At 71.9% G+C, this 22945-nt stretch carries 22 protein-coding genes; 7 read left to right on the plus strand and 15 right to left on the minus strand.

The features are described 5' to 3' along the window. Positions 1-31: 31 nt before the first annotated feature. Complete coding sequence (locus DB033_RS12075; RefSeq protein WP_111766893.1) at positions 32-811, plus strand: copper resistance CopC family protein; 780 nt, start codon at positions 32-34, stop codon at positions 809-811. A gap of 210 nt (positions 812-1021) precedes the next feature. Here the strand turns inward: DB033_RS12075 and DB033_RS12080 are convergent, their stop codons facing one another. After that, complete coding sequence (locus DB033_RS12080) at positions 1022-1516, minus strand: DNA-binding protein (protein WP_111766894.1); 495 nt, start codon at positions 1514-1516, stop codon at positions 1022-1024. A 103-nt stretch (positions 1517-1619) separates the two neighbouring features. On the opposite strand from DB033_RS12080, the gene DB033_RS12085 reads away from it, so the two are divergent. Further along, positions 1620-3719: a vWA domain-containing protein gene (locus DB033_RS12085; RefSeq protein WP_111766895.1), complete on the plus strand. Its 2100-nt coding sequence runs from the start codon at positions 1620-1622 to the stop codon at positions 3717-3719. A 32-nt stretch (positions 3720-3751) separates the two neighbouring features. On the opposite strand, the gene DB033_RS20955 is transcribed toward DB033_RS12085, so the two are convergent. From DB033_RS20955 to dnaK, 5 genes are all read right to left on the minus strand, one after another. Then, positions 3752-5341, minus strand: a complete 1590-nt coding sequence (locus DB033_RS20955) for a serine/threonine-protein kinase (RefSeq protein WP_338066270.1) — start codon at positions 5339-5341, stop codon at positions 3752-3754. 51 nt (positions 5342-5392) lie between these two features. Continuing rightward, positions 5393-5869: a heat shock protein transcriptional repressor HspR gene (locus DB033_RS12095; protein ID WP_111766897.1), complete on the minus strand. Its 477-nt coding sequence runs from the start codon at positions 5867-5869 to the stop codon at positions 5393-5395. Next, positions 5869-7092 (minus strand): molecular chaperone DnaJ, encoded by a 1224-nt coding sequence (gene dnaJ / locus DB033_RS12100; RefSeq protein ID WP_111766898.1) that lies wholly within the window; start codon positions 7090-7092, stop codon positions 5869-5871. The genes DB033_RS12095 and dnaJ overlap by 1 nt, the downstream gene beginning before the upstream one ends. Positions 7093-7209: 117 nt before the next feature. After that, positions 7210-8043: a nucleotide exchange factor GrpE gene (gene grpE, locus DB033_RS12105; protein ID WP_111766899.1), complete on the minus strand. Its 834-nt coding sequence runs from the start codon at positions 8041-8043 to the stop codon at positions 7210-7212. After that, the gene (gene dnaK / locus DB033_RS12110; protein WP_111766900.1) at positions 8040-9884 is read right to left on the minus strand and encodes a molecular chaperone DnaK; all 1845 of its coding nucleotides are present in this window, start codon (positions 9882-9884) and stop codon (positions 8040-8042) included. Before dnaK ends, grpE begins: the two co-directional genes overlap by 4 nt. Before the next feature lie 307 nt (positions 9885-10191). Here dnaK and DB033_RS12115 point away from each other — a divergent pair, with 307 nt between their 5' ends. Beyond that, complete coding sequence (locus tag DB033_RS12115; protein WP_111766901.1) at positions 10192-11235, plus strand: NAD(P)-dependent alcohol dehydrogenase; 1044 nt, start codon at positions 10192-10194, stop codon at positions 11233-11235. Positions 11236-11270: 35 nt separating this feature from the next. Here DB033_RS12115 and DB033_RS12120 read toward each other — a convergent pair whose 3' ends face one another. The 3 genes from DB033_RS12120 to DB033_RS12130 are packed head-to-tail and all read right to left on the minus strand — an operon-like array spanning position 11271 to position 13262. Further along, positions 11271-11867: a nucleoside deaminase gene (locus DB033_RS12120; RefSeq protein ID WP_205843776.1), complete on the minus strand. Its 597-nt coding sequence runs from the start codon at positions 11865-11867 to the stop codon at positions 11271-11273. A 46-nt stretch (positions 11868-11913) separates the two neighbouring features. Next, on the minus strand, positions 11914-12786 hold the full coding sequence (locus DB033_RS12125; protein WP_111766902.1) for an NAD-dependent epimerase/dehydratase family protein: 873 nt from the start codon (positions 12784-12786) through the stop codon (positions 11914-11916). Next, positions 12783-13262 carry a GNAT family N-acetyltransferase gene (locus tag DB033_RS12130; protein WP_240615890.1) on the minus strand — a complete coding sequence of 160 codons (480 nt, stop codon included), beginning with the start codon at positions 13260-13262 and terminating at the stop codon, positions 12783-12785. Before DB033_RS12130 ends, DB033_RS12125 begins: the two co-directional genes overlap by 4 nt. 126 nt (positions 13263-13388) lie before the next feature. Between DB033_RS12130 and DB033_RS12135 the strand changes: the two genes are divergently transcribed. Beyond that, entirely contained in the window at positions 13389-14222 is an 834-nt protein-coding gene (locus DB033_RS12135) for an aldo/keto reductase (RefSeq protein ID WP_111766903.1), read from the plus strand. Between the two features lie 106 nt (positions 14223-14328). Here the strand turns inward: DB033_RS12135 and DB033_RS12140 are convergent, their stop codons facing one another. The 3 genes from DB033_RS12140 to DB033_RS12150 all read right to left on the minus strand — a co-directional run bounded on the left by DB033_RS12140 (position 14329) and on the right by DB033_RS12150 (position 16519). Next, positions 14329-15249 (minus strand): MEDS domain-containing protein, encoded by a 921-nt coding sequence (locus tag DB033_RS12140; RefSeq protein ID WP_111766904.1) that lies wholly within the window; start codon positions 15247-15249, stop codon positions 14329-14331. Positions 15250-15368: 119 nt separating this feature from the next. Continuing rightward, positions 15369-15989 (minus strand): class I SAM-dependent methyltransferase, encoded by a 621-nt coding sequence (locus tag DB033_RS12145; protein WP_111766905.1) that lies wholly within the window; start codon positions 15987-15989, stop codon positions 15369-15371. Further along, positions 15986-16519, minus strand: a complete 534-nt coding sequence (locus DB033_RS12150) for a VanZ family protein (protein ID WP_157970649.1) — start codon at positions 16517-16519, stop codon at positions 15986-15988. Before DB033_RS12150 ends, DB033_RS12145 begins: the two co-directional genes overlap by 4 nt. Positions 16520-16644: 125 nt before the next feature. Here DB033_RS12150 and DB033_RS12155 point away from each other — a divergent pair, with 125 nt between their 5' ends. Then, the gene (locus tag DB033_RS12155; RefSeq protein ID WP_111766907.1) at positions 16645-17355 is read left to right on the plus strand and encodes a TIGR00266 family protein; all 711 of its coding nucleotides are present in this window, start codon (positions 16645-16647) and stop codon (positions 17353-17355) included. 258 nt (positions 17356-17613) lie between these two features. Then, complete coding sequence (locus DB033_RS12160; protein ID WP_111767448.1) at positions 17614-19515, plus strand: glycoside hydrolase family 15 protein; 1902 nt, start codon at positions 17614-17616, stop codon at positions 19513-19515. A 470-nt stretch (positions 19516-19985) separates the two neighbouring features. On the opposite strand, the gene DB033_RS12165 is transcribed toward DB033_RS12160, so the two are convergent. Then, entirely contained in the window at positions 19986-20792 is an 807-nt protein-coding gene (locus tag DB033_RS12165) for a DeoR/GlpR family DNA-binding transcription regulator (protein WP_111766908.1), read from the minus strand. A 205-nt stretch (positions 20793-20997) separates the two neighbouring features. On the opposite strand from DB033_RS12165, the gene DB033_RS21450 reads away from it, so the two are divergent. Further along, positions 20998-21399, plus strand: a complete 402-nt coding sequence (locus DB033_RS21450; protein ID WP_111766909.1) for a ChaB family protein — start codon at positions 20998-21000, stop codon at positions 21397-21399. Positions 21400-21534: 135 nt separating this feature from the next. On the opposite strand, the gene DB033_RS12175 is transcribed toward DB033_RS21450, so the two are convergent. Beyond that, a complete protein-coding gene (locus DB033_RS12175; RefSeq protein ID WP_170315526.1) occupies positions 21535-22536 on the minus strand; it encodes a glycosyltransferase family 2 protein in 1002 nt (333 codons plus the stop codon). A gap of 96 nt (positions 22537-22632) precedes the next feature. Continuing rightward, complete coding sequence (locus tag DB033_RS12180) at positions 22633-22854, minus strand: hypothetical protein (RefSeq protein ID WP_111766911.1); 222 nt, start codon at positions 22852-22854, stop codon at positions 22633-22635. Positions 22855-22945 lie beyond the last annotated feature (91 nt).

A 22945-nucleotide genomic window follows, 5' to 3' on the forward strand; every position in this document is an offset into this window, starting at 1 on the left:
GTCACCGCACCCGACATCCCCGAGGACGACGATGACCCGCTTCCCGACCGCCCGCTCCCTTCGGGCCGGCACCGCCATCCTGCTCACCGCTCTGACGGTGGTGCTCGGTATCGGAGTGGCCCCGGCCGCCTGGGCGCACACCGATCTGTCCTCCAGCGACCCTGCCGACGGCAGCACCGTCGAGGGGCCGCCGGCGGTGTTGCGGCTCGTCTTCGCCGATCCTGTCGCTGCGCCCGACCCGGCGGGCCCGACCCTGACGCTCACGGTGGCCGGCGCCGACCCCGTCGACGTCCCCGCCACCGTCGTCGACGACACGGTCTCCGCGGACCTGACCGGGGTGACCCTGCCCACCGCCGCGACCTACCCGGCGGAGTGGGAGATCGGCTACCGACTCGTCGCGACCGACGGCGACACCTTCACCGGAGACCTCACCTTCACCGTCGCCGGCCCGGCCGACGCCACCCCGCCGGCGACCCCGCAGGCCTCCACTCCGGGCGAGCCGGCCCTGACCAGCGCCTCCCCGACCGACACCCCCGCCGCGACCGCGTCCGCGACCCCCGCGTCCACGGCACCGGGCACCACCGTCGCGAGCACCACGACGGAGAGTTCGGCGGCCGCCCCCGGGACCACGGCAGAGCTCGCGCCCTCGGCCGCCACCGGCCCGGGTTCCACAGCCGCCGCCGTGGTGCCGGAGTCGGACCCCGGCATCTCCGGCTGGTGGTGGTTCGCCGGCATCGCCCTCGTCGTCCTGATCGCCGGCGCCGGCTACGGCTATGCGCGCAGCCGCCGGGCGCAGGGCCCGACCACCTGACCGCTCGGCAGCCCCGAACCGCGACCGGCAACGGCATCAGGGCATCAGGGCATCACGGCATCAGGGGCATTGCCGTCATCCCCCCACCACGGCATCACCGGCTCCACGGCCCCACGGCTGCCGACGTGTCCAGCGGGTATCGACGTGTCCAACGGCAGCGACCGATCGGATGCCACCCGGCCCCCGGACGACGGCCGCCGGGCGCACCGGTCAGCTGCGCGGTCGCCCGGCTCGGACCGAGGCCGCGTCCAGCACGGCGGCCAGCGCCGGCGCGGTCGCCCGCACCGCGTCCGCTGCCGCCGCCAGGGCGGCCGTCGGGGCGAGAGCCGCGAGCGCGTCGGCGATGCCGTCGCCCGCAGGCGGACCCGCCGCGGTGACGCGGGTGCTGAGGACGGGCTGGGACGCGGCGGTCCGGGCGAGCAACGCGTCGATCTCCGCCGCGTCCCGGCGCGCGAATCCCGGGTCCGCGCACGCCTCCTCGAGGGCGACGATGCGGCCGTAGACGGCCGGATTGCTGATCTTCACGCGTTGGCCGCTGATGAGCTGGCTGAGCATCGGAGCGCTCAGCCCGATGACGCCGGCCAGCCTGGCCTGCGACAGGCGGTAGGCCGCCATCAGCCGGTGCAGCCGGTCGGCCCAGCTCTCGCCGTAGATCTCGGTCTGGCGCGCCGACGCCGCTGATCGGGCATCCTCGACGGCGTCCACGGGTCTCCTCCGATCCGGTCGGGTCGCACCGGATGTTGCGCTCGTGATTTGCATGTGCAAACATTGGTCTCGCTTTGCAGGTGCAAACATACCGGAGGTTTCGATGAACCACCTCTCTCCCCGCCCGTCGGCCCGCCGGCTCTTCGCCGCGGCAGCCGCCCTGGGCCTCCTGGCCGCCGGTGCGGTCCAGACCGGTGCCGCCGCCGCGGTCGCGCCCGTCGAGTCCACCGCCCCGGTGATGATCGTGCTCGACGCGTCCGGCTCGATGAGGGCCGACGACGCCCCCGGCGTCCGGATGGACGCCGCCAAGGCCGCGGTCACCTCGCTCATCGACACCCTGCCCGCCGGTAGCGAGGTCGGACTGATGGTCTACGGCACCGGAACCGGATCCGCCGACACCGACAAGGCCGCCGGGTGCCGGGACATCACCACCCTCACCCCGGTGGGCCCGCTGGACGCCGCGACGATGACCGCGCAGGTCGCGTCCGTCCAGGCGTCCGGGTACACCCCCATCGGCGAGTCGCTGCGGGCCGCGGCCGCCGCCCTGCCCGCGGAGGGGCCACGGTCGATCGTGCTGGTCTCCGACGGGGAGGACACCTGCGCACCGCCCACGCCCTGTGATGTCGCCGCCGAACTCGACACCCAGGGCGTCGACCTGACCGTGCACACCGTCGGGTTCAAGGTCGACGACGCCGCCCGGCAGCAGCTGAGCTGCATCGCCGGCGCCACCGGCGGCACGTTCGCCGACGCGGCCGACGCCGCCCAGCTCGAGCAGGCCCTGAAGGTCCGGGTCGGGTACGCCCTGTCCGGCTACACCACCGAGGGGACCCCGGTGACCGGCGACGACCAGCCCACCCTCGACGCACCACTGCTGACCCCCGGTCAGTACGTCGACCGCTACGCCCTCGGCGAGGTCAAGGCCGGCGACGCCGGGCCCGGCCGCAACGGCACCACGAAGTACTACACCGTGCCGGTGCAGGCCGGCTTCCGGCCGTACATCTCCGCGTCGCTGATCGTCCCGGACGACGTCAGCCGGGCGGACATGGGCATCGAACTGCTCGGGGTCGAGCTGAGCCTGATGACCGCCGACGGCACCGTGTGCGCCGACGAACGCGACTCCGTGGTCAACTCCGCCGACCGCCTGCAACCGGCCACCACGGTGCTGAACGGCCCGACCGTCGGCGGACCCAACTACCGGAGCAGGTGCAACACCGACGGTGTCCAGATCCTGCGCGTGGATCGGATCGGCAACCTGCTGACCGACCGCGAGCTGGCGATGGAGATCGTGGTGCGCTCCGAACCCCCCGCCGACGCCTCCGGGGTGCCGGCCGCCGCGGCGGACGAGAGCGAGCCGCTGCCCCTGGTCAACCACGGATCGCCGACGCCGATCACCGGCGGCCACAGCTTCAACGACGCCGCCGACCTCATCAGCGGCGCGACCTACGCGGACACGTTGACCACCGGCGAGAGCCGCTACTACAAGTTCCCCGTGCAATGGGGCCAGCGGTTCGCCTACACCCTGACGCCCACCGCCACCGCGGATGCACAGTCCTACTCCATCGCCTGGGTCGACGTCTTCAACCCGGTGCGGCAGGAGGTCGACACCGAGGGCACCGATTCCGGCCAGGTCTGGTTCAATTCGCTGCCCGGCGACCCGTTCAGCGCGTCGTCGAGCTACCCGGCCCGCTACACCAACCGCGACAGCACCTTCGCCCGCGCCTACGCGCTCGACGGCTCCTACTACCTGCGCATCGACGCCGGCCTGGACGAGGACCGCGTAACGGTGCCGTTCCTGATCACGGTGCAGGTCAGCGGGGACGTCGAGCCCGGTCCGGTGTACCAGCCCGACGGCGGCGGCGCGGCCACCTCTGATCGCAGCACCGGCGCGACCGGCCCGTCGACCCCGTCCTCGTCGTCCCCGTCGACGTCGTCCCCGGCCACCTCCCCGTCCTCGTCTTCGTCGTCCTCGAACGACGGGACGGCGACGTCCGGGTCGGACACCTCCGCCGGAACCGACGTCGCCGACGCGTCCTCGGCCGGCACCACCGCCGCCATCACGGTGGCCCGCGCGACCACCGACACCACCGGCCCCGGGGCCGCGGTGTGGATCGTGCTCGCCTCGGTGGCGGCCGCCGGTCTGGTCGGCCTGGCGGTGGGATGGGCACGTCGTGGGCGGTCCACCCCGCCGCCGTCGCACTGGTGAGCCGTGGCCCCCGGCCCGCTAGCGCTTGACGGTCACCCCGGCGTCCAGACGTAGGAACCGTCCACCACGGTGCAGGTGAGGGCGACCCCGTCGGGTGAGCCGGTCGGGTTCACCTGTTGCCAGCTGCACGGATCGCCCGCTTCGACGGTCCCCGGCGCCACCGGGGCGGTCGAGGCGGGCGTTCCGTCGTCGCCGGGCGCCGTCGGGTCGCGATCCGCGGAGCCGGTGCTCAGGGCGGCGACGAGCATCCCGAGAACACCCACCGCGACCGCGGCACCGCTGAGAACCCACCAGCGGCGGTTCACCGGCGGGCGGGCCGGCGACGCCACGGTGCGGGGTGAGGTCGATCCGGCGGTGGTGGTCGTGATCGGGACGCGCTGAGCCGGCTCCGCTCTCGCGGTCACCACGTCGGTGACGGCGGCGTCGACCCTGGTCCGCGGGTTGCGCGGCCCTTCGTGGCCAGATCCGGCCGCTCGACCGGCGTCCGGTCCGGGCCGGACCTGGTGACCCTGGTCCTGGTCGGGACGCACCTCCCGACCCGGGCCGCCGTCGGGCGGGACGTCAGGACCCGGGTCCCGGACGGGCCGCACCTCCTGGCCGGCGCCTCGACCGGACCGGACCTCCCCACCGGGACCGCCCTCGGGCGGGACGTCAGGACCCGGGTCCCGGACGGGCCGCACCTCCCGACCCGGGCCGCGGTCGGGCCCGGCGTCAGGGGACCAGCCCGGCGGCAGCGGTGGCAGCTGGTCGAGCACGGTGAGCGGGTCGCCGTCCCGGGTGTGCGGCACGTCGTCTCGCCGCGCCCCGGCCAGCAGCCCGCGCGCGGCCTCGGTGGCGGCGGGGCGGTCGGCCGGCCGGGTCGCCACCAACGCGGTGAGCGCCGAGCGCAGCACCGGATCGGCGATCGCGGCCAGCACCGGGCGGGCGTCGTCGACCTCGCCCCCGGCCAGCAGGGTCAACCCGAGCCGTCCCACGGCGTACAGGTCGTGCCGGACGTCCGGCGGCACCCCACCGGCGAGGACCTCGGGCGGCAGGTAGCCGGGAGTGCCGATCACGGTGCCGACCTGGGTGAGACGGGCGTCGCGGACGCCGATGGTCAGGCCGAAATCGGCGAGCAGCACCTCGAGCCGGTTCCCCGACCGGAGCAGCAGGTTGCCGGGTTTGACGTCGCGGTGGATGAGCTGGGCGGCGTGCACCGCCCCGAGCGCGTCGAGCACCTGGTCCAGGACGGCGACCACGGTCCCCTCGGCCAGCGGCCCGTAATCGCCGATGAGGGTCTGCAGGGAGCCGCCGTCGATCAGTTCGCTGACGATGACCACCATGCCGTCGTCGGCGGCCCAGGCGTAGGGGCTGACCACCCGGGGATGCGTCAGGCGGACGGCCTGCTCCCGGGCGAACCGCAGCAGCTCACCGGCGTCACGCTGCCGCAGCAGTTTCGCCGCGCAGAAGCGGCTCCGGTCGCGGTCCCAGGCACGCCACACCGTCCCGGTGCCACCGACGCCGATCGGGTCGCACAGCGCGTAGCGCCCGGCGATGATCTCGGCGTCGACGATGCACCTCCCGCGGTCGTACGCCCCGGGGCGGGGCGGACTCCAGTATCCCGTGTCAGCTTTCGGGGTGATTGTGTCCGCTCAGCGGACAGAATCACCCCGAAACCTGAAGAAGGGGCGGCGTCAGCGGGACCGCGGCTGCCAGGTGACGATGGCGGCGGACGGCGCCCGCCACGGGACGACGTCACGGCGGTAGGAGCGGTGCACGGCCTCGGAGGCCTCGGCCACCGAACTGGCGGTGTGCTGGGACGCTTTCCGCAGCTCGGCGTTGGCCCGGTCCAGCTCGTCGGAGAGTTCGGTGAGCCGGGCCTGCAGGGCCAGCACCTGCGACTCGAGGTCGATGATCCGTTTGATGCCCGCGCGGTTGACGCCCTCGTCCTGGCTCAGCCGCTGCACCTCACGGAGCAGCTGGATGTCGCGCTGGGAGTACCGGCGGCCACCGCTGGGCGTGCGACCCGGCGAGACCAGGCCCTCACGGTCGTAGGACCGCAGGGTCTGGGCGTGCATGCCGGCGAGCTCCGCGGCCACCGAGATGACGAACAGCGGAGCCAGCTCGTCGAGCGGGATGTCGCGCCGGTCACGGCGTCCGGAGTCGCCCATCACGACGCTCCCGCCCCGACCGTGCTGCCACTGCCGGCCGTGGTCGCACTGCCGGCAGCCACCGCGGCGGTGATGGCCGCACGGGGATCGTCGGTCTGCTCGGCGGCGTAGGCCTCCAACGCAGCTTTCGCCGCGTCGCTCATCCGGGCCGGGACCGCCACCTCGACGGTGACGATCAGGTCGCCCTGCCGCCCGTCGCGGCGCTGCACACCGGCGCCCTTGACCCGGAACTTGCGTCCCGACGACGTGCCCGGCGGCACCCGCAGGGTGACCGGGGCGTCCAGCGTCGGCACCGTCAACGAGGTGCCCAGGGCGACCTCGGGGAAGGTGACCGGCACGGTGAGCGTCAGGTTGTCACCGTTGCGGCCGAACATCGGGTGCGGGGCGACGTGCACGGTGACGAGCAGGTCACCCGCCGGTCCGCCGTTGGCCCCCGGCGAACCCTTGCCGGACAGCTTGATCTTCTGCCCGTCGGTGACCCCGGGCGGGATCCGCGTGGTGAGCGACTTCGTGGTGAGCACGGTCCGCTCGCCGTGGCAGGTCGGGCAGGGCTCGTCGATGACCATCCCGGTACCGCGGCAGTTCTTGCACGGCTCGGAGAACGCGAACGACCCCTGGTTGCGGGTGACGAGTCCCTTGCCGTTGCAGACCGGGCATTCGTGTGCGCTGGTCCCGGGCTTGGCCCCGGTACCGGCGCAGGTCGGGCAGCTCGCCCGTTGGCCGAGCTGCAGTGACACGGTCACCCCGCGCACGGCGTCCTCGAAGGAGATCCGCACCTCCGCCTCGGTGTCGGCTCCGCGCTGGGCGCGGGAGGCGCGACCGCCGTCGCCACGGTTGAACAGGTTGCCGAAGATGTCCCCGAGACCGCCCGCGCCACCGCCGGCCCCACCGCCGCGACCGAACAGGTCACCGACGTCGAACGTGGCGCCGCCACCGGGCCCGCCGAAGCCGCCGCCGCCGGCACCCGGGCGGCGCATGCCGCCCGCGCCGAACAGCGAGCGGGCCTCGTCGTACTCGGCGCGCTTGGCGTCGTCGGACAGCACGTCGTAGGCCTCGGAGACGTCCTTGAACCGGGTCTCCGCCGCCTTGTTGTCCGGGTTCTTGTCGGGGTGGAGCTCCCGGGCGAGCTTGCGGTAGGCCTTCTTGATGTCCGCCGCCGGCGCCTTCTTGTCGACGCCGAGCGTCTTGTAGAAGTCCTTCTCGATCCAGTCCTGCGCGCTCACCCGGAACCTCCCTCCTGTCGATCACCCGGTACCGGTGGTCCTGCGGTCACTGTCGTCCTGCTGACGTGCGGGGTGCCCCGGCCGGGTCGGCCGGGGCACCCGGTGATGCGGTCCTGATCAGGCCGGGTCCTCGGCGGGCCGGGGTTGCCCGTCCGATCCCACCGCGTCGCCGTCGAGGTCCGGCACACTGCCGGACTTGCTCTCCTGCTCGGCGCGCGCCTTGGCGTCGTCGACGCGGTCCTGCTCGTCGGCGGCCTCGGAATCGGGCGTGTCGGGCGTGCTCACAGCATCTCCATTCGTCGGTCGCGGTGCCGCGTCCTGATCGGGCCCGGTGACCACCACCACGGCGGCCCGCAGGGGGCGTTCCTTGAACTCGTAGCCGCGCCGGAAGACGCTCGTCACCGTGGGGGCGTCGACGTCGACCGAGGTGCCGAACTGCACGGCCTCGTGGTGCGCCGGGTCGAACGGATCGCCCTCGGCGCCGAAGCCCTTGAGCCCGGCGCGCTCCAGCGTGCCGATCAGCCGCTCGGCGACCGACTTGAACGCCCCGGTGAGGTCGCCGTGCTTCTGGGCCAGCTCGATGTCGTCGAGCACCCCGAGCAGTTCACCCACCACGGCCGCCTTGGCGGTCACCGTGGCCACCTCCCGGTCGCGGTCGACCCGCTTGCGGTAGTTGGCGTACTCGGCGGTGACCCGCTGCAGGTCGGCCGTCCGCTCGGCGAGATCGGTCGCGAGCTTCGCGACCTCCTCGCTGTCGGCGGTCACGTGGGCGTCGATGGGCTGACCGGCCTGCGCCGGGTCACCCGGGTCCCCCGCGGCGGGGAACGGATTCCCCGCCGCGTCACGGACGTCCCCGGTGTCGGGGTCGATCCGCCGCTTGTCCCTGAACACGACGTGCGGCTCCTCTGTTCCGGTGGTGCTGCTGGTCCCGTTCTGGTCGGGGGCCGTCACTTCTTGGCCTCGTCGTCGACGATTTCGGCGTCGACGATCTCCTCCTCGTTCGAGGAGCCCGTCGTCCCGTCGGCGGCACCGTTGGTGCTGCCGTCGGCCTGCTGCTGGGCGTACAGCGCGGACCCGAGGGTCTGCGACTCGGTGGCGAGCGTCTCGACCGCGGACTTCAGCTCGGCCAGGTCGGTGCCCTTCAGCGCCTCGTTGACCTTGGCGATCGCCTCGTTGACGCGCTCCTTGGGCTCCTCGGGCAGCTTCTCGTCGTTGTCCTTGACGAACTTCTCGGTCTGGTAGACCAGACCCTCGGCCTGGTTGCGGACCTCGGCCTCCTCGCGGCGGGCCTTGTCCTCCTCGGCGTGGGCCTCGGCCTCACGCATCATCCGGTCGATCTCGTCCTTGGACAGGGCCGAGCCGCCGGTGAGCTTGATGGACTGCTCCTTGCCGGTGCCCAGATCCTTGGCGGTGACGTGGACGATGCCGTTGGCGTCGATGTCGAAGGTGACCTCGATCTGCGGCACGTTGCGGGGGGCCGGCGGCAGGCCGGTCAGCTCGAACATGGCCAGCTTCTTGTTGTAGGCGGCCACCTCGCGCTCGCCCTGGTAGACCTGGATCTGCACCGACGGCTGGTTGTCCTCGGCCGTCGTGAAGATCTCGCTCCGCTTGGTCGGGATCGTCGTGTTGCGCTCGATCAGCTTGGTCATGATGCCGCCCTTGGTCTCGATGCCCAGCGACAGCGGGGTCACGTCGAGCAGCAGGACGTCCTTGACCTCACCGCGGAGCACACCGGCCTGCAGCGCGGCACCGACGGCGACGACCTCGTCCGGGTTGACACCCTTGTTGGGCTCCTTGCCACCGGTCAGCTCCTTGACCAGCTCGGTCACGGACGGCATGCGGGTGGAACCACCGACGAGGATGACGTGGTCGATGTCGCCGACCTTGATGCCGGCGTCCTTGATGACCTGGTGGAACGGGGTGCGGGTGCGGTCGAGCAGGTCCGAGGTGATCTTCTGGAACTCGGCGCGCGACAGCGACTCGTCGAGGAACAGCGGGTTCTTCTCCGCGTCGACGGTGATGTAGGGCAGGTTGATCGAGGTGTTCTGCGAACTGGAGAGCTCGATCTTGGCCTTCTCCGCGGACTCGCGGATGCGCTGCATGGCCATCTTGTCCTTGGTCAGGTCGATGCCGTTGGCCTTCTTGAACTTCTCGACCAGCCAGTTGACGATGCGCTCGTCCCAGTCGTCGCCGCCGAGCTTGTTGTCACCGGCGGTGGCCTTGACCTCGACGACGCCGTCGCCGATCTCCAGCAGCGACACGTCGAACGTGCCACCACCGAGGTCGAAGACCAGGATGGTCTCCTCCTTGTCGCCCTTGTCCAGCCCGTAGGCCAGCGCGGCGGCGGTCGGCTCGTTGACGATGCGCAGGACCTTCAGGCCCGCGATCTCGCCGGCCTCCTTGGTGGCCTGACGCTGCGAGTCGTTGAAGTAGGCGGGAACGGTGATGACGGCGTCGGTGACCGGCTCGCCCAGGTACGCCTCGGCGTCGCGCTTGAGCTTGCCCAGGACGCGGGCGCTGATCTCCTGCGGGCTGTAGCCCTTGCCGTCGATGTCGACGGTCCACTTGGTGCCGACGTGGCGCTTGACCGAGCGGATGGTGCGGTCGACGTTGGTGACTGCCTGGCGCTTGGCGACCTCACCGACGAGCACCTCACCGTTCTTGGCGAAGGCGACGATCGACGGGGTGGTGCGAGCGCCCTCGGCGTTGGCGATCACGGTGGGCTCGCCGCCCTCGAGAACGGCGACGACAGAGTTGGTGGTACCGAGATCGATACCGACGGCACGCGACATGGAAGCGAATCCTCCTGGCTTGCACCCGGATCGTGGTCTCCCCGGGCGGGGTGGGTACTGCGTGGGGCAGGGCACTCACCTTGAGCGCCATTGACTCAAGAATGCCCATCGTTGGCGGTTCTGTCAAGACGGTTGAGTCGGGCCGGCTCATGTCTGATGGATCACGTCGCCGCTCCTGGTGACCGCCGGGCGGGAGCCCGGGGTACCGGACTGTTCGCAGGCGACCGGCGCCGACCAGCCCGGCGCCGGATCCACGTCGGAGTCGGCGGCACTGCACCCGCATCGTCCCTTTTCGAGGAGCATCTCCATGAGCAGCACCGTCCCCGCCTACGCCGCCCCCGCCGAAGGCGCACCGCTGGTTCCCACCACGATCCAGCGCCGCGACGTCGGCCCCCGCGACGTCCGCATCGATGTCACCTACGCCGGCATCTGCCACTCCGACATCCACACCGTCCAGGGCGACTGGGGTCCTCAGACCTACCCGCTCACCCCCGGACACGAGATCTTCGGTCACGTCGCCGAGGTCGGTTCCGAGGTCACCACCCACCAGGTCGGCGATCGGGTCGGCGTCGGCTGCATGGTCAACTCGTGCGGCGAGTGCCGCAACTGCGTCCGCGGCGAGCAGCAGTTCTGCCTCGAGGGCGCGGTCTTCACCTACGGCGACACCGACCGCGACGGCACCATCACCCAGGGCGGGTACGCGACCTCGGTCGTCGTCGACGCGGGTTTCGTGCTGTCGGTCCCCGAGGGCATCGACGCCGAGCAGGCGGCGCCGCTGCTGTGCGCCGGCGTCACCACCTACAACCCGCTCAAGCACTGGGGCGCAGGCCCCGGCAAGCAGGTCGCCGTCGTCGGGCTCGGCGGCCTGGGGCATATGGCGGTCAAGCTCGCCCATGCCATGGGCGCCGAGGTGACCGTGCTGTCGCAGTCGCTGAAGAAGCAGGAGGACGGTCTGGCCCTGGGCGCGGACCACTACTACGCCACCTCCGACCCGGCCACCTTCGAGACCCTGGCCGGTCGGTTCGACATCATCATCAACACCGTCAGCGCCGACCTCGACATCCCCGCCTTCGTCGGGCTGCTCGACATCGGCGGGGCGATGAGCAACGTCGGCGCGGCTCCCAACCCGATGTCGGTCAGCAGCGGACAGCTGGCCGGGCACAAGTCGGTCACCGGCTCCCTCATCGGTGGCATCCCGGTGACCCAGGAGATGCTCGACTTCTGTGCCGCACACGGCATCGGCGCCGAGGTCGAGGTCATCCCCGCCGACAAGATCAACGAGGCCTACGAGCGGGTGCTGGCCTCCGACGTCCGCTACCGCTTCGTCATCGACGCCACGACCCTGGGCTGAGCGAGCGGCTCGTCCTGCTCCGACGCCCGCCGGGGTCAGCCCCGGCGGGCGTTGTAGACCAGCGCGCGGCCCTGGCCGTAGGCGGTGTAGGTCGCGATGGCACCCTCGCGCAGCACGTCCTGCTCCACGGTGATGCCCCGCTGCTCGAGCTGCTCCGCCCAGTCGGCGACGACCGGACCCTCGTCGAACCCGGTGAGCTCCTCGAGCTCCGGTCCGTCGCCCGCCACCACCAGCTTCTGCACGCCCGACCACAGGAACGCCCCGAAACACATCGCGCACGGCCGCCAGTTGACCACCAGCTCCAGACCGGGCCGCACCGCGGCGAGGTCCCAGCTGCCCACGGCGGCCTGCGCGAGACTGATCGCGGTGACCTCCGCGTGCGCCGACGACAGCCCGCTGGACAGCACCACGTTGACCCCGACGCTGACGATCTCGCCGGTGAAGGTGTCGGCGACGACGGCCGCGAACGGCCCGCCGTTGCCGGCCACCCAGTTGCGGTCGGCGAGCGCGTGGACCAGCGCCATCCGCTCCGCCGACGACGTCAGCGGCGCCTCGTAGTCGTCCAGGAACGGCCACACCCACGGTGGCAACTCAGCGTGGAATCCGGTGGCCATCGATTCGGTGTCGATCATGGGCCGAGCCTACGACCGGGGGCCGCGAGCGGCCCGGCGGGAGCGCTCAGACCTCGTCGCGCCAGCTGTGCTGCGGGTCGAAGCCCAGCAGCCGGCGCGCCTTGCCGATGCTCAGCAGGGTCTCGTTCGCCCCGACCTCACCGGTGATTCCGACGCCCGGGAAGACCTCCTCGACGAGTTCGGCGTTGGGTCGGCTCATCACCGTGTCGGCGGCGGCGATGATGAAGACCTCCCGGCCGGTGACCTCGGCGGTGAGGGCTTTGCGGACCGCCTGGGCGCCGTCCCTGGCGTCGATGTAACCCCACAGGTTCCACTTGCGCAGGGTCGCGTCGGCGTCGAACGACGGGAACGCGGCGTACTCGGCGGGCTCCATGACGTTGGAGAAGCGCAGGCCGATCATCGTCAGCTCCTGGTCCCAGCGGCAGAACTGCTCGGCCATCGACTCCTCGAGCCGCTTGGACAGCGAGTACGACGATTCCGGCCGCGGCGGGTACTCCTCGTCCACGGGGATGTACGGCGGCGGGGTGTCGAAGGGCAGGCCGAGCACCGTCTCGCTGGAGGCCCACACCACGCGCTTGATGCCGCACGCCTTCGCCGCGGCGAACACGTTGTAGGTCGCGGTGATGTTGTTGGTGAACAAGGCCGCGTTGGGCACCAGACCGGGGGCCGGGACGGCCCCCAGGTGCACCACCGCATCGACCCCGCTATGACGGTCGTCGATGGCGTGCAGGGACTCGAACACCTGCCCGTAGTCGGTGAGATCCACCCGCACGAAAGGATTGCCGGCGTCGGCGGGCGGGGTCATCCGGTCGAGGTTGACCACGGTGTACCCGTGCTCGACGAGGTCGCGGACGACCGCACGGCCCAGCTTGCCGCTGCCGCCGGTGACGGCGACGGTCGTGATGCGGCGGTCGGTCATGAATGCTCCTGGGGTTCGGGCACCAGCGTCTTCGCCATGTGCACGGATCGCTCGGTGTACCCGAGTGAGGTGTAGAGGGCGCGGGCGACCGCGTTGCCGCCGAACACGTTCAGCTCGACGACGGTCGCCCCCTGCGACTGTGCCCAACCGTGCGCCGCCAGCATCAACGCCCGCCCGAGGCCACGGCCGCGGAAGCCCTCGTCGATCTCCACGTCGTAGATCCACACGGTGGTGTCCGACCGGCGGAACAACCACAACGCGCCGACCCGGGCGCCGTCGGCGTCGTGCGCGGTGAACAGCGCATGACCCTCCGCCGGCACGCCGCCGGGGAAGAACCGGTCGTTCTGGTCGGTGGCGACGGCGGTGGCGGTGGCGTGGTCCTCGCCGCCGAACTCGACGCGCTGGGTGATGTAGCCGTCGAGCTGGACGCGGCGGAACGTGTCCAGGACGTCCGCCGTCATCGGCCGCAGGGTCACGGTGCTCAAGGGTCCTCCTCGCACGTCGTGCGTACCGGTGGGCGGAGCTGGGCAGACTTCCGGATCGGGAGTGCCGGTACCCCGGACCCCGGCGTCACCATCGCACCACAGGCAAGGAGATGCAGTATGACCGTCCCCCATGTGCACCTGAACAACGGCGTGGAGATCCCGCAGCTGGGCTTCGGCGTCTTCCAGATCGACCCGGCCGACACGGCCGCGGCCGTCTCCCAGGCGATCGGCGTGGGCTACCGCCACATCGACACCGCCGAGATGTACGGCAACGAGAAGGAGGTCGGTGAGGGCATCCGCGCGTCGGGCGTCGACGTCGCCGACATCTGGATCACCAGCAAGATCAACAACAATCGGCACGGTTACGACAGCACCCTGGCCGCGTTCGACCAGACCCTGACCGACCTGGGTGTCGAGCAGATCGACCTCATCCTCATCCACTGGCCGCTGCCCGAGGCCGGCGACTTCGTCGGGACCTGGAAGGCGCTGGAGAAGGTCTACGCCGAGGGCCGGGCGCGTTCCATCGGCGTGTCCAACTTCCAGTCCAACCACCTCAACCGGCTGGCCGACGAGTGCACCGTGGTGCCGGCGGTCAACCAGATCGAGGTGCACCCGTACCTGACGCAGGACGCGCTGCGCGCGTTCAACGCCGAGCACGGCATCGCCACCGAGGCCTGGTCGCCGATCGCCCAGGGTGGCGTGCTGAACGACCCGGTCATCAAGGGGATCGCGGCGGAGCACGGGAAGTCGACCGCACAGGTGGTGCTGCGCTGGCACGTGCAGCTGGACAACATCATCTTCCCGAAGTCGTCGTCGGCCGAGCGGATGCGCGAGAACTTCGAGATCTTCGACTTCGAGCTGTCCCCCGCCGACATGGGCTTCATCTCGGCGCTGAACCGCGACGAGCGCACCGGGCCGGATCCGGACGTCTTCAACTACGTCCCGGCGTGACACCCCCGACGACCGCCGCGCCCGGCTCACCCGCCGGCGCGGCGGTCGTCGTGTGTCCGGAGTCGGATGTGGCGGGGTGGCGGGCACGGACCGTGGGCGTCGGCGTTCAGCGCCAGGTGTGCACCCGCACGGTGGTGCCGGCTTCGGTCGAGCGGACCTGGATGAGATCCGAGGTCTGATTGGCCAACCACAGGCCCTTGCGGGCGGCCCGGGTGGTGGTGGGGACCCGGCCGACCACGGGCGCCGCGACCAGCGGGTCCTCGATCTCGCAGACCACCGCGTCGGCGTCGGTCCACACGCGCAGGACGGCGGTGTCACCGACGGTCGCGTCGGAGGCGAGCTCGCGCATCGCCGCGGCCAGCCGGTGCGACCGCTCGACGCTGAGGCCGGCGCGGAACGCGGTGGCCAGCACCCGGTTGGCGACCTCCCCGATCTCCGCCCGCCGGAACGTGCGCACCTCGGCGTCGTCGGGCGCCGGCGGCAGCGCCCGGCGGAACATGTTCTCGACGTACCAGGCGCCCGTGTAGCCGGTGCTGCCGCGGTAGTCGCCCTTCTCCAGCATCACCGGATGGCTGTGCGCGGCGTGCTCGGCAACCTCGGGGTCGCCGGTGGACGCGTCGTAGGGGCAGATCAGCCAGAGCGGCGCGTCCGGCGGGATCACCAGGTTGATCAGGCCCTCGTGCAACCGGGACTCGACGATCTCGACGTCACGGCGGCCCGCCCAGACCGGCTGCCCCAGGACCCGCATGGCGCGGCCGTCGTGGTGGTGGCTCTCGACCAGCGTGGTGAGCGCGGGCATGATCCGGGCCGGGTTGGCGGCCAGGTCGCTCATGTCGACGAACGCCACCTCGCCGGCCGCGTCCCCGAGCCGCTCCCGGATCTCGTCGCCGGCGGGCTCGACCACCGCGACCAGCACGTGCTCGCCCCGCTCGACACCCTCCCGGAGGAAAGGCACCACCGTGTCGAGGTACTCGTCGTGGTCGTGGTAGAGCAATGCCTCGTGGCGGAAGCTCTGATGTGCGGGCACGGCGGCAGCCTAGCCGCTGCAGATGTGCACGAGTGAGGTAAACGTGACCCCCGGTTGATCGTCGCAGCGACACCGTGACGTATGCCTGCGGACAGTCACCGGCTGGTCACGGACCCCGCTCAGTCGGCTCGCAACACCGTGACGCACCAGTCGGCGTCGGCCGTCCACGGTACGAGGTCCCAGGTGGCGAAGCGGTGCTCGACGGTGAGGCCGAGTGCCGCGGCGTCGACGTCCAGCGCGTCGACGCGGTAGTCCCGGTCGGTGGCGAAGCCGGCGACGATCCGCCCGGCCGGCCGGAGCAGGCCGCGCAGCACCGCCAGGACCTGCCGCTCGGTGCCGGGCGCCAGGTAGACCAGCACGTTGCCGGGCAGCGCCACCAGGTCGAACGCGGTCGGCGCCCCGGCGGCGGCGAGCAGATCCGGGGTCAGCGTCAGCAGGTCGGCGGCCACGTAGGACGACCCGGGGTACCACGCCCGCGCGGCGGCGAGCAGCCCCTCGTCCCGGTCCACGCCGACGGCGCGGTGCCCACGGCGGCGCAGCGCGTCGGTGACCCGACCGGTCCCGCAGCCGGCGTCGAGCACCGCGGCACCCCGGGGCAGCATCGCGTCCAGCAGCCGGGCCTCGCCGTCCAGGTCGGCGCCGGAGGCCACCAGCTCGGCGAACCGTTCGCGGTAGCCGGTCCAGCGCTCACCGACGGTCTCGGTCTGCCAGCGGGTGGGTGGGTTCTGCTGCGTCGTCATCCCGTCCAGGATGGGCCGTCGGCGGCCCGGTCGACGACACCGGCGGCGGCGCGGCGGCCCGAAGTGCGCTCGGTGAGGTGCACCAGCAGCAGCACCCCGAGCAGCGCGCCGACGGTGTTGGACAGCACGTCGGACACCGACGAGACGCGTTCCGGGATGAACAGCTGCACCGTCTCGATAACGACCGACCCGGCGGCGGCAACGGGCACCACCCAGTGCCGCAGCGCCGGCCGGACGGCCGCGGCGAACAGGAACCCGATCGGCAGGAACATCAGCAGATTCGAGCCCCACTCGACCGTGTCGTAGGTGAGGAAGCGGGGCTGGGCGCCGCTGGCCTGCCACACGGCGGACCAGTGGTGCAACCACGACTGGCCGTGCCGCGCCGGCGGGCCGGGGGTGAAGACGATCAGCCCCGACACGAACACCGTGAGACCGAGCAGCACCAGCGCGACCAGACGCAGCCGGTGTGCGACCGGACGCCCCTCCAGCCGCTCCTCACGCAACGTCACCAGAGCCGGGGGAACGTGCACCGTTCCATCCTCCCGGGGGACCCCCCGGCCGCACCGGTGACCGCCCGGAATGTGCCGGACGTCTCGACGGCGGAACCTGCCGGGATGCCACTGCCGTCCCGGCACCGGAGGTTTACCGTTTCCCCATGCAGACCCAACTCCGCCACAACCCGTCCTTCAGCGTCGCGCGGCTCATCCTGGCTCCCAACGAGCCGGTCCGCGTCGAGGGCGGGGCCATGATGGCCCACAGTCAGGGCGTCCAGATCGAAGCCAGGGCTGACGGCGGCATCATGGCCGGGCTCAAGCGGTCGGTGCTGGCGGGCGAGTCGTTCTTCGTCACCACCTACACCGCGCCCCCGCAGGGCGGCTGGGTCGACGTCGCCGGGGTGCTGCCCGGCGACGTCCTGCCCATCGACATCCAGCCCGACCGGCCGTACTACATCGCCCGCGGCAACTGGATCGCCAACTCCCACGGCACGCAGATCGACACCCAGTGGGGCGGCCGCGCGAACCTGTTCGGCGGCGAGGGCGGCTTCGGCATCCGCTGCAGCGGTCAGGGCACCGCGGTGGTGAGCGTCTACGGCGCCATCGACGTCTTCGACCTGGCCCCCGGCCAGCAGGTCACCGTCGACACCGGGCACGTCGTCGCCTACGACCTCAACATCCAGTTCCAGATGCGGCGCGCGGTCCAGGGCCGGACCGTGCAGACGATGAAGTCCGGGGAGGGGTTCGTGTTCGACTTCGCCGGCCCGGGCCGAGTCATCCTGCAGAGTCGTAATCCGTCGGCGTTCGCCGCCTGGGCGGCGTCGTTGGCTCCCGGCAACAGCCCCAAGGGGGGATTGGGCTTCCTCCGATGAGCGCGCCACCCGCCGGGGTCTCGTGACCAGCCGCGATGGCGTCAGAATGGGTGCATGAGCCTCGATCCGCTGCCCCCGCCGCCCACCGACGACGGAACCGGCTCGGTCGCGTCGACGACGCGCGGTCTGGACGGCGAGAACGACCATCCGATCCTGAACCTGGGGCGTGCCGTGAATGACAAGGGGCATCCGTTGACCGCCACCGGCCATCCGCTGGGTGCGTCGGCGACGCCGGGCGGGGGCAGCTCGCACCCGGTCATGGCGACCAGTGACGGTCGGATCAGCGACGCGTTCCCCAACATCGCCGACTACGCATTCCTCTCCGACTGCGAGACGAACTGCCTCATCGCCCCGTCGGGTGCGGTGGAGTGGCTGTGCATCCCACGGCCGGACTCGCCGAGCATCTTCACCGCCCTGCTGGACCGGGCGGGCGGCTTCTTCCGGCTCGGGCCCTACGGCGTCCAGGTCCCGGCAGCACGTCGCTACCTGCCCGGGACGCTGGTGCTGGAGACGACCTGGCAGACCCCGACGGGCTGGATCATCGTGCGGGACGCGCTGATCATGGGCCCGTGGCACAACGTCCGGGAGCGGTCCAGGACCCACCGGCGCTCCCCCACCGACATCGACGCCGAGCACTGTCTGGTGCGGGTGGTGAAGTGCCTGCACGGCTCGGTGGACATCGGCCTGCACTGCGAGCCGCTGTTCGACTACGCCAAGGTCGGCCCGACCTGGGAGTACGTCGACGCCGGCTACAACAAGATGAAGGCCTCCGCCGACGGACAGCCGACGATCGTGCTGACCTCCTCGCTGCGGATGGGCAACGAGGGCCGTACCGCACAGGCCCGCACGACCATGCGACCCGGCGACGAGCACTTCGTGGCGCTGTCGTTCTCCGAGCTGCCCGGACCGCAGACCACCGCCGAGGCCAACGCCTACCTGCTGCGGACCAGCGAGTACTGGCGCGAATGGCTCACCCAGGGCTCGTTCCCCGACCACCCGTGGCGGTCGTACCTGCAGTCCAGTGCGCTGGCACTGAAGGGCCTGTCGTACGCGCCGACCGGTGCGCTGCTGGCCGCGGCCACCACCTCGCTGCCCGAGACCCCGGGCGGGGAACGCAACTGGGACTACCGCTACACCTGGATCCGCGACTCGACCTTCGCGCTGTGGGGCCTGTACACCCTCGGCTTCGACCGCGAGGCCAACGACTTCTTCTTCTTCATCTCCGACGTCTGCCGGGACAACAACAACGACCTGCAGATCATGTACGGCGTCGGCGGCGAGCGGACGCTGGACGAGTTCACCCTCGACCACCTGTCCGGGTACGCCGACTCCCGGCCCGTCCGGGTCGGCAACGGCGCCTGGGACCAGCAGCAGCACGACGTCTGGGGGGCGCTGCTGGACTCGATCTACCTGCACGCCCGGTCCCGCGAGCAGATGCCCGAGGAGCTGTGGCCGGTGGTGAAGGCGCAGGTCGAGCAGGCCGCGGCACACTGGCGGGCCCCCGACCGCGGGATCTGGGAGGTGCGCGGCGAGCCGCAGCACTTCACCTCGTCCAAGATCATGTGCTGGGTCGCCCTGGACCGGGGCGCGCGGCTCGCGCGGCTGCACGACTCACCCGGCACGGCCGAGAAGTGGCAGGCGATCGCCGACGAGATCCACAACGACATCTGCACCCACGGCGTCGACGACCGTGGCGTGTTCGTCCAGCGCTACGGCTCCGACGCGCTGGACGCCTCGCTGCTGCTCGCGCCGCTGGTCCGGTTCCTGCCGGCCGACGACCCGCGCATCCGCGACACCGTGCTGGCCATCGCCGACGAGCTGACCGAGAGCGGGCTGGTGCTGCGCTACCGCGTCCACGAGACCGACGACGGCTTCGCCGGCGACGAGGGCACGTTCACCATCTGCTCGTTCTGGTTGGTCTCGGCGCTGGTGGAGATCGGCGAGGTGGAGCGGGCGCACCACCTGTGCAGCCGGTTGCTGTCGCACGCCTCCTCGCTGGGGCTCTACGCGGAGGAGCTGGACGCCAAGACGGGCCAGCACCTGGGCAACTTCCCGCAGGCGTTCACCCACCTGGCGCTGATCAACGCGGTCACCCATGTGATCCGCGCCCAGGCCGAGAGCCACGCCACCGGTTTCACCCCGGCCAACCGGCAGGGCTGAGCCGGCGGGCTGTACCGAAGGGCCGTAGGGCTGGACCTGCAGGGTCGAGCCGGGCGGGGCCGAGCCGGCAGGGCTGAACCGGCAGGGCTGAACCGGCAGGGATCGTCCGGCAGGGTCGAGCCGGTCGGGCTGAACCGGCGGGGCTCGACCGGCAGAATCGAGCCGGTTGGACTGAACCGGCGGGGCCGAACCGGCGGGGCCGAACCGGCGGGGCTGAACCGGCCGGGCCGAGCCGGCAGGCTGAACCGGCAATGCCCCGCGCTGGACCGCGGGGTGCGTCAGCGGGCCGCCACGGCCCGTCCCGAGGGCTCGGGGCCGGCGGTGGTCCGTCGTCCCTCGGACGCGCTCCCGGTCAGCGTTCGTCGACCGCATCGAACGACGGTCAGCGTTCGACGGCCGCCTGGACGACGGTCAGCGTTCGTCGACCGCATCGAACGACGGTCAGCGTTCGACGGCCGCCTGGACGACGGTCAGCGTTCGTCGACCGCCTCGAACGAGGTGGTGGCGCTGTCCACCACCACCACGTCGATCCCGTGGTCCTTGAACTTCGCGACCTCCTCGCGCTCGGCGCTGTCGTCGGTGACGAGCGTCCAGTGGTCGGGCATCACCGCCCACGCGTGGAACGGCCGCTGGCCCAGCTTGGCCGCGTGCGCCAGCACGTAGACGTGCTCGGCGCGGCGCATCATCAGCTCCTTCTGCCGGGTCTGGGTCAGGTCCGCCTCGCAGATGCCGCGGTCGGCGGTCACCCCGTCGGTGCCCATGAACGCCCGGTCGAAGGTCATCCGCTCCAGGGACGCTTCCGTCAGCGGGCCGACGAAGCCCTGACTCAGCGGACGCAACCGGCCGCCGAGGCTGAGCACCTCGACACCGGTGGCGTCGGCGAGTTCGTCGAGGGCGTTGAGACCGACCGTGGCGACGACGATCTCGCGGGCGGAGGCCAGCGCATTGGCCATCGCCCCGGTGGTCGACCCGGCGTCCAGCAACACCGTCTCACCCGGCCGGACCTGGGCGGCGGCCCAGCGGCCGATGGCGCGCTTGGCCTCGAACGCCTGCCCACTGCGCTGCCGCAGCGACGCCTCGGGATGCGGCACCAGCGCCATCGCGCCGCCGTAGGTGCGGGCCAGCTTGCCCTGCGCGGTGAGCACCGCGAGGTCGCGCCGGATGGTCGACGAGGTGACGCCCAGGACCGTGGACAGCTCCTCCACGTTGGCCAGGCCCGAAACCGTGGCGAGTCGGACGATCTCGGCCCGCCGCTCCCGGGACGTCTGCTTTCCCATCGCGTCTCCTCCTGTGCCGGGCCGCGCGGCCCGCGACGATCGTCCCACCCCGCAGGCCCGCACGCTGCACCGATCAGGCAGGACGGCGTGCGCGCCGTGCGCAGCCGGAGCCGTCGTGTGCACGGGTGGCCGGTCCGTGGGCAAGGAACAGCACAGACCGCCCGGTGTGCGACCGCCGCCCGCCGGCCCGACGAGAGGAGCCACCGTGCCCACCGACGACAAGGACGACAGCCCGGACCTGCCCAGCACCCTCGAGCGGTCGGCGAAGAAGATCCAGCACACCTACACCGAGACCCTCGACAGCGCCGAGGACCAGTACGACGGTGACGAGTCGCGGGCGCACCGCACGGCCTGGGCCTCGGTCAAGCACGTCGCCGAGAAGGTCGGCGACCACTGGGAGCTCAAGGACGAGAAGGGTCCGTCGGATCCCCGGTCGAAGGGCACCACCGAGGAGAAGCGCCAGGGCAGGGGCGAGACGTTCGGCGGTGTCGACGTCGAGGGCAACACCCGCGACGAGTTGATCGAGCGGGCGAAGAAGGCCGGGATCACCGGCTACTCCCACATGAACAAGGCCGAGCTCGGGCGGGCGCTGCAGAAACACGAGTGACCGGCCCGCCCCTGGCCGCGCCCGGCCCCCTCGCCGGCGGACGCCGACCGACGGGGCGGTGCGGCTGCTGACACCGCACCGGCGGCGGTCACCGGCCGCCCGTCGCGCCGGCCGCAGACACCGCGCCGGCGGCGGTCACCGGCCGCCCGTCGCGCCGGCCGCTCGCCGTGTGGTCAGCGGATCGGCACGGTTGAGCAGCCGGCGCCGGGCGGCGAACCGGCGCCGGTCGAGCACCGACATCGCCTCGTCGAGTTCCCGCTCGACCGGCCGCCGGTGGGCCAGGGCCCACGGCAGGCCACCGAGGGCCATCATCAGCCCGCGCGCCCAGTCCCGGTTCTTCGGGGTGTCGGCCAGCGTGAACACCGTCCACCGCAGCGCCGATCGCCAGGGCCGGTGCAGCCAGGCGTTCCACAGCGTGTTGCGCATCCCGAACGCCCGCAGGTGGGGTGCGTTCGCCACGCTCGGGTGATGGTGCATGACGACGTCGGGCACGTAGCGCATCTGCCAACCGGCGTCGGCCAGCGGGTAGGACACGGTCTCCTCCTCGCCGCCGATGAAGAAGCGCGGGTGGTACCCGCCGACGCCCAGGAAGGCCGAACGCCGGACGACGACCGCGCCGGCCATGAAGCTGAGCAGCACCGTGCCGGGGATGCCGTCCCGCTCGGTCAGGGGGCTGTCGGCCATCTCCGCGCTGATCGGGTCCAGCCGCTCCTCCTCGCCGACCAGGATGCGGGCGTTGACCAGAGCCAGCGAGGGGTGCCGGTCCAGCAACCGGACGGCCACCCCGAGCCCGTCCCGCTCGTACCAGCCGTCGTCGTCGCAGAACGCGACGTACGGGGTGCCCGCCCGGCGGGCCCCTTCGTTGCGGGCGGCGGCGCCGATGTTGCGCGGCAGCGGCACCACGGTGATCCCCGGCCACGAGCGGAGTGTCGCCACGGTGGCGTCGGTGGACCCGTTGTCGACCGCGACCACCGGCACACCCAGCGTCAGCAGTCGTTCCACCACGGGACGCAACCGGTGCGCACAGTTGAAGGTCAGCAGCACGACGGTCACCCGTTCCACGGACGTGACGGCCGACGCGAGCTCGGACCCGTCGGGCCGCGAACCCGTGGACGGGGTCGGGGTCGGGGTACTCACGGAATCCGACATCGGACATCACCCGGCTCTCCGGTACCGGCCGGCGGTTTCAGCGTCCTGCTGGCTCTACCCGGGCACCGCCCGGCGGGAAACTCCTCAGCCCTTGAAACCCAGCTCCTCGGACGGCGGCTGCAGTCCGACGGTGAGGGTCAGGTCGGCGCGCAGGGCCTCGAGGCGGTCGACGAGCCCCTGGTCGGCCGCCGGGTCGAGGCCGCTCCGCAACTCGTCCAGCTCGGCGATCGCGCGTTGCTGCCCGTCGGGCGACAGCGTCTGCCAGCTGTCACTCAACTGTCGGAGACGGGTCTCGGTGTCGGTCATGGTCGCTCCTGACGTCGGGGTCACCAGGGTCTGTGCCCGGACGGCATGATCGAATACCGCCCGCGTTGGACGCGCCCGGGCCGGCCCCACC

Source organism: Nakamurella deserti (assembly GCF_003260015.1).
Classification (GTDB): domain Bacteria; phylum Actinomycetota; class Actinomycetes; order Mycobacteriales; family Nakamurellaceae; genus Nakamurella; species Nakamurella deserti.

Excerpts from the sequence above, each read along its gene's own strand:
- DB033_RS12075 (WP_111766893.1), top strand. The coding sequence starts at position 32 with ATGACCCGCTTCCCGACCGCCCGCTCCCTTCGGGCCGGCACCGCCATC.
- DB033_RS12085 (WP_111766895.1), top strand. The coding sequence starts at position 1,620 with ATGAACCACCTCTCTCCCCGCCCGTCGGCCCGCCGGCTCTTCGCCGCG.
- DB033_RS12095 (WP_111766897.1), bottom strand. The coding sequence starts at position 5,869 with ATGGGCGACTCCGGACGCCGTGACCGGCGCGACATCCCGCTCGACGAG.
- dnaK (WP_111766900.1), bottom strand. The coding sequence starts at position 9,884 with ATGTCGCGTGCCGTCGGTATCGATCTCGGTACCACCAACTCTGTCGTC.
- DB033_RS12115 (WP_111766901.1), top strand. The coding sequence starts at position 10,192 with ATGAGCAGCACCGTCCCCGCCTACGCCGCCCCCGCCGAAGGCGCACCG.
- DB033_RS12120 (WP_205843776.1), bottom strand. The coding sequence starts at position 11,867 with ATGATCGACACCGAATCGATGGCCACCGGATTCCACGCTGAGTTGCCA.
- DB033_RS12125 (WP_111766902.1), bottom strand. The coding sequence starts at position 12,786 with ATGACCGACCGCCGCATCACGACCGTCGCCGTCACCGGCGGCAGCGGC.
- DB033_RS12135 (WP_111766903.1), top strand. The coding sequence starts at position 13,389 with ATGACCGTCCCCCATGTGCACCTGAACAACGGCGTGGAGATCCCGCAG.
- DB033_RS12145 (WP_111766905.1), bottom strand. The coding sequence starts at position 15,989 with ATGACGACGCAGCAGAACCCACCCACCCGCTGGCAGACCGAGACCGTC.
- DB033_RS12155 (WP_111766907.1), top strand. The coding sequence starts at position 16,645 with ATGCAGACCCAACTCCGCCACAACCCGTCCTTCAGCGTCGCGCGGCTC.
- DB033_RS12160 (WP_111767448.1), top strand. The coding sequence starts at position 17,614 with ATGGCGACCAGTGACGGTCGGATCAGCGACGCGTTCCCCAACATCGCC.
- DB033_RS12165 (WP_111766908.1), bottom strand. The coding sequence starts at position 20,792 with ATGGGAAAGCAGACGTCCCGGGAGCGGCGGGCCGAGATCGTCCGACTC.
- DB033_RS12180 (WP_111766911.1), bottom strand. The coding sequence starts at position 22,854 with ATGACCGACACCGAGACCCGTCTCCGACAGTTGAGTGACAGCTGGCAG.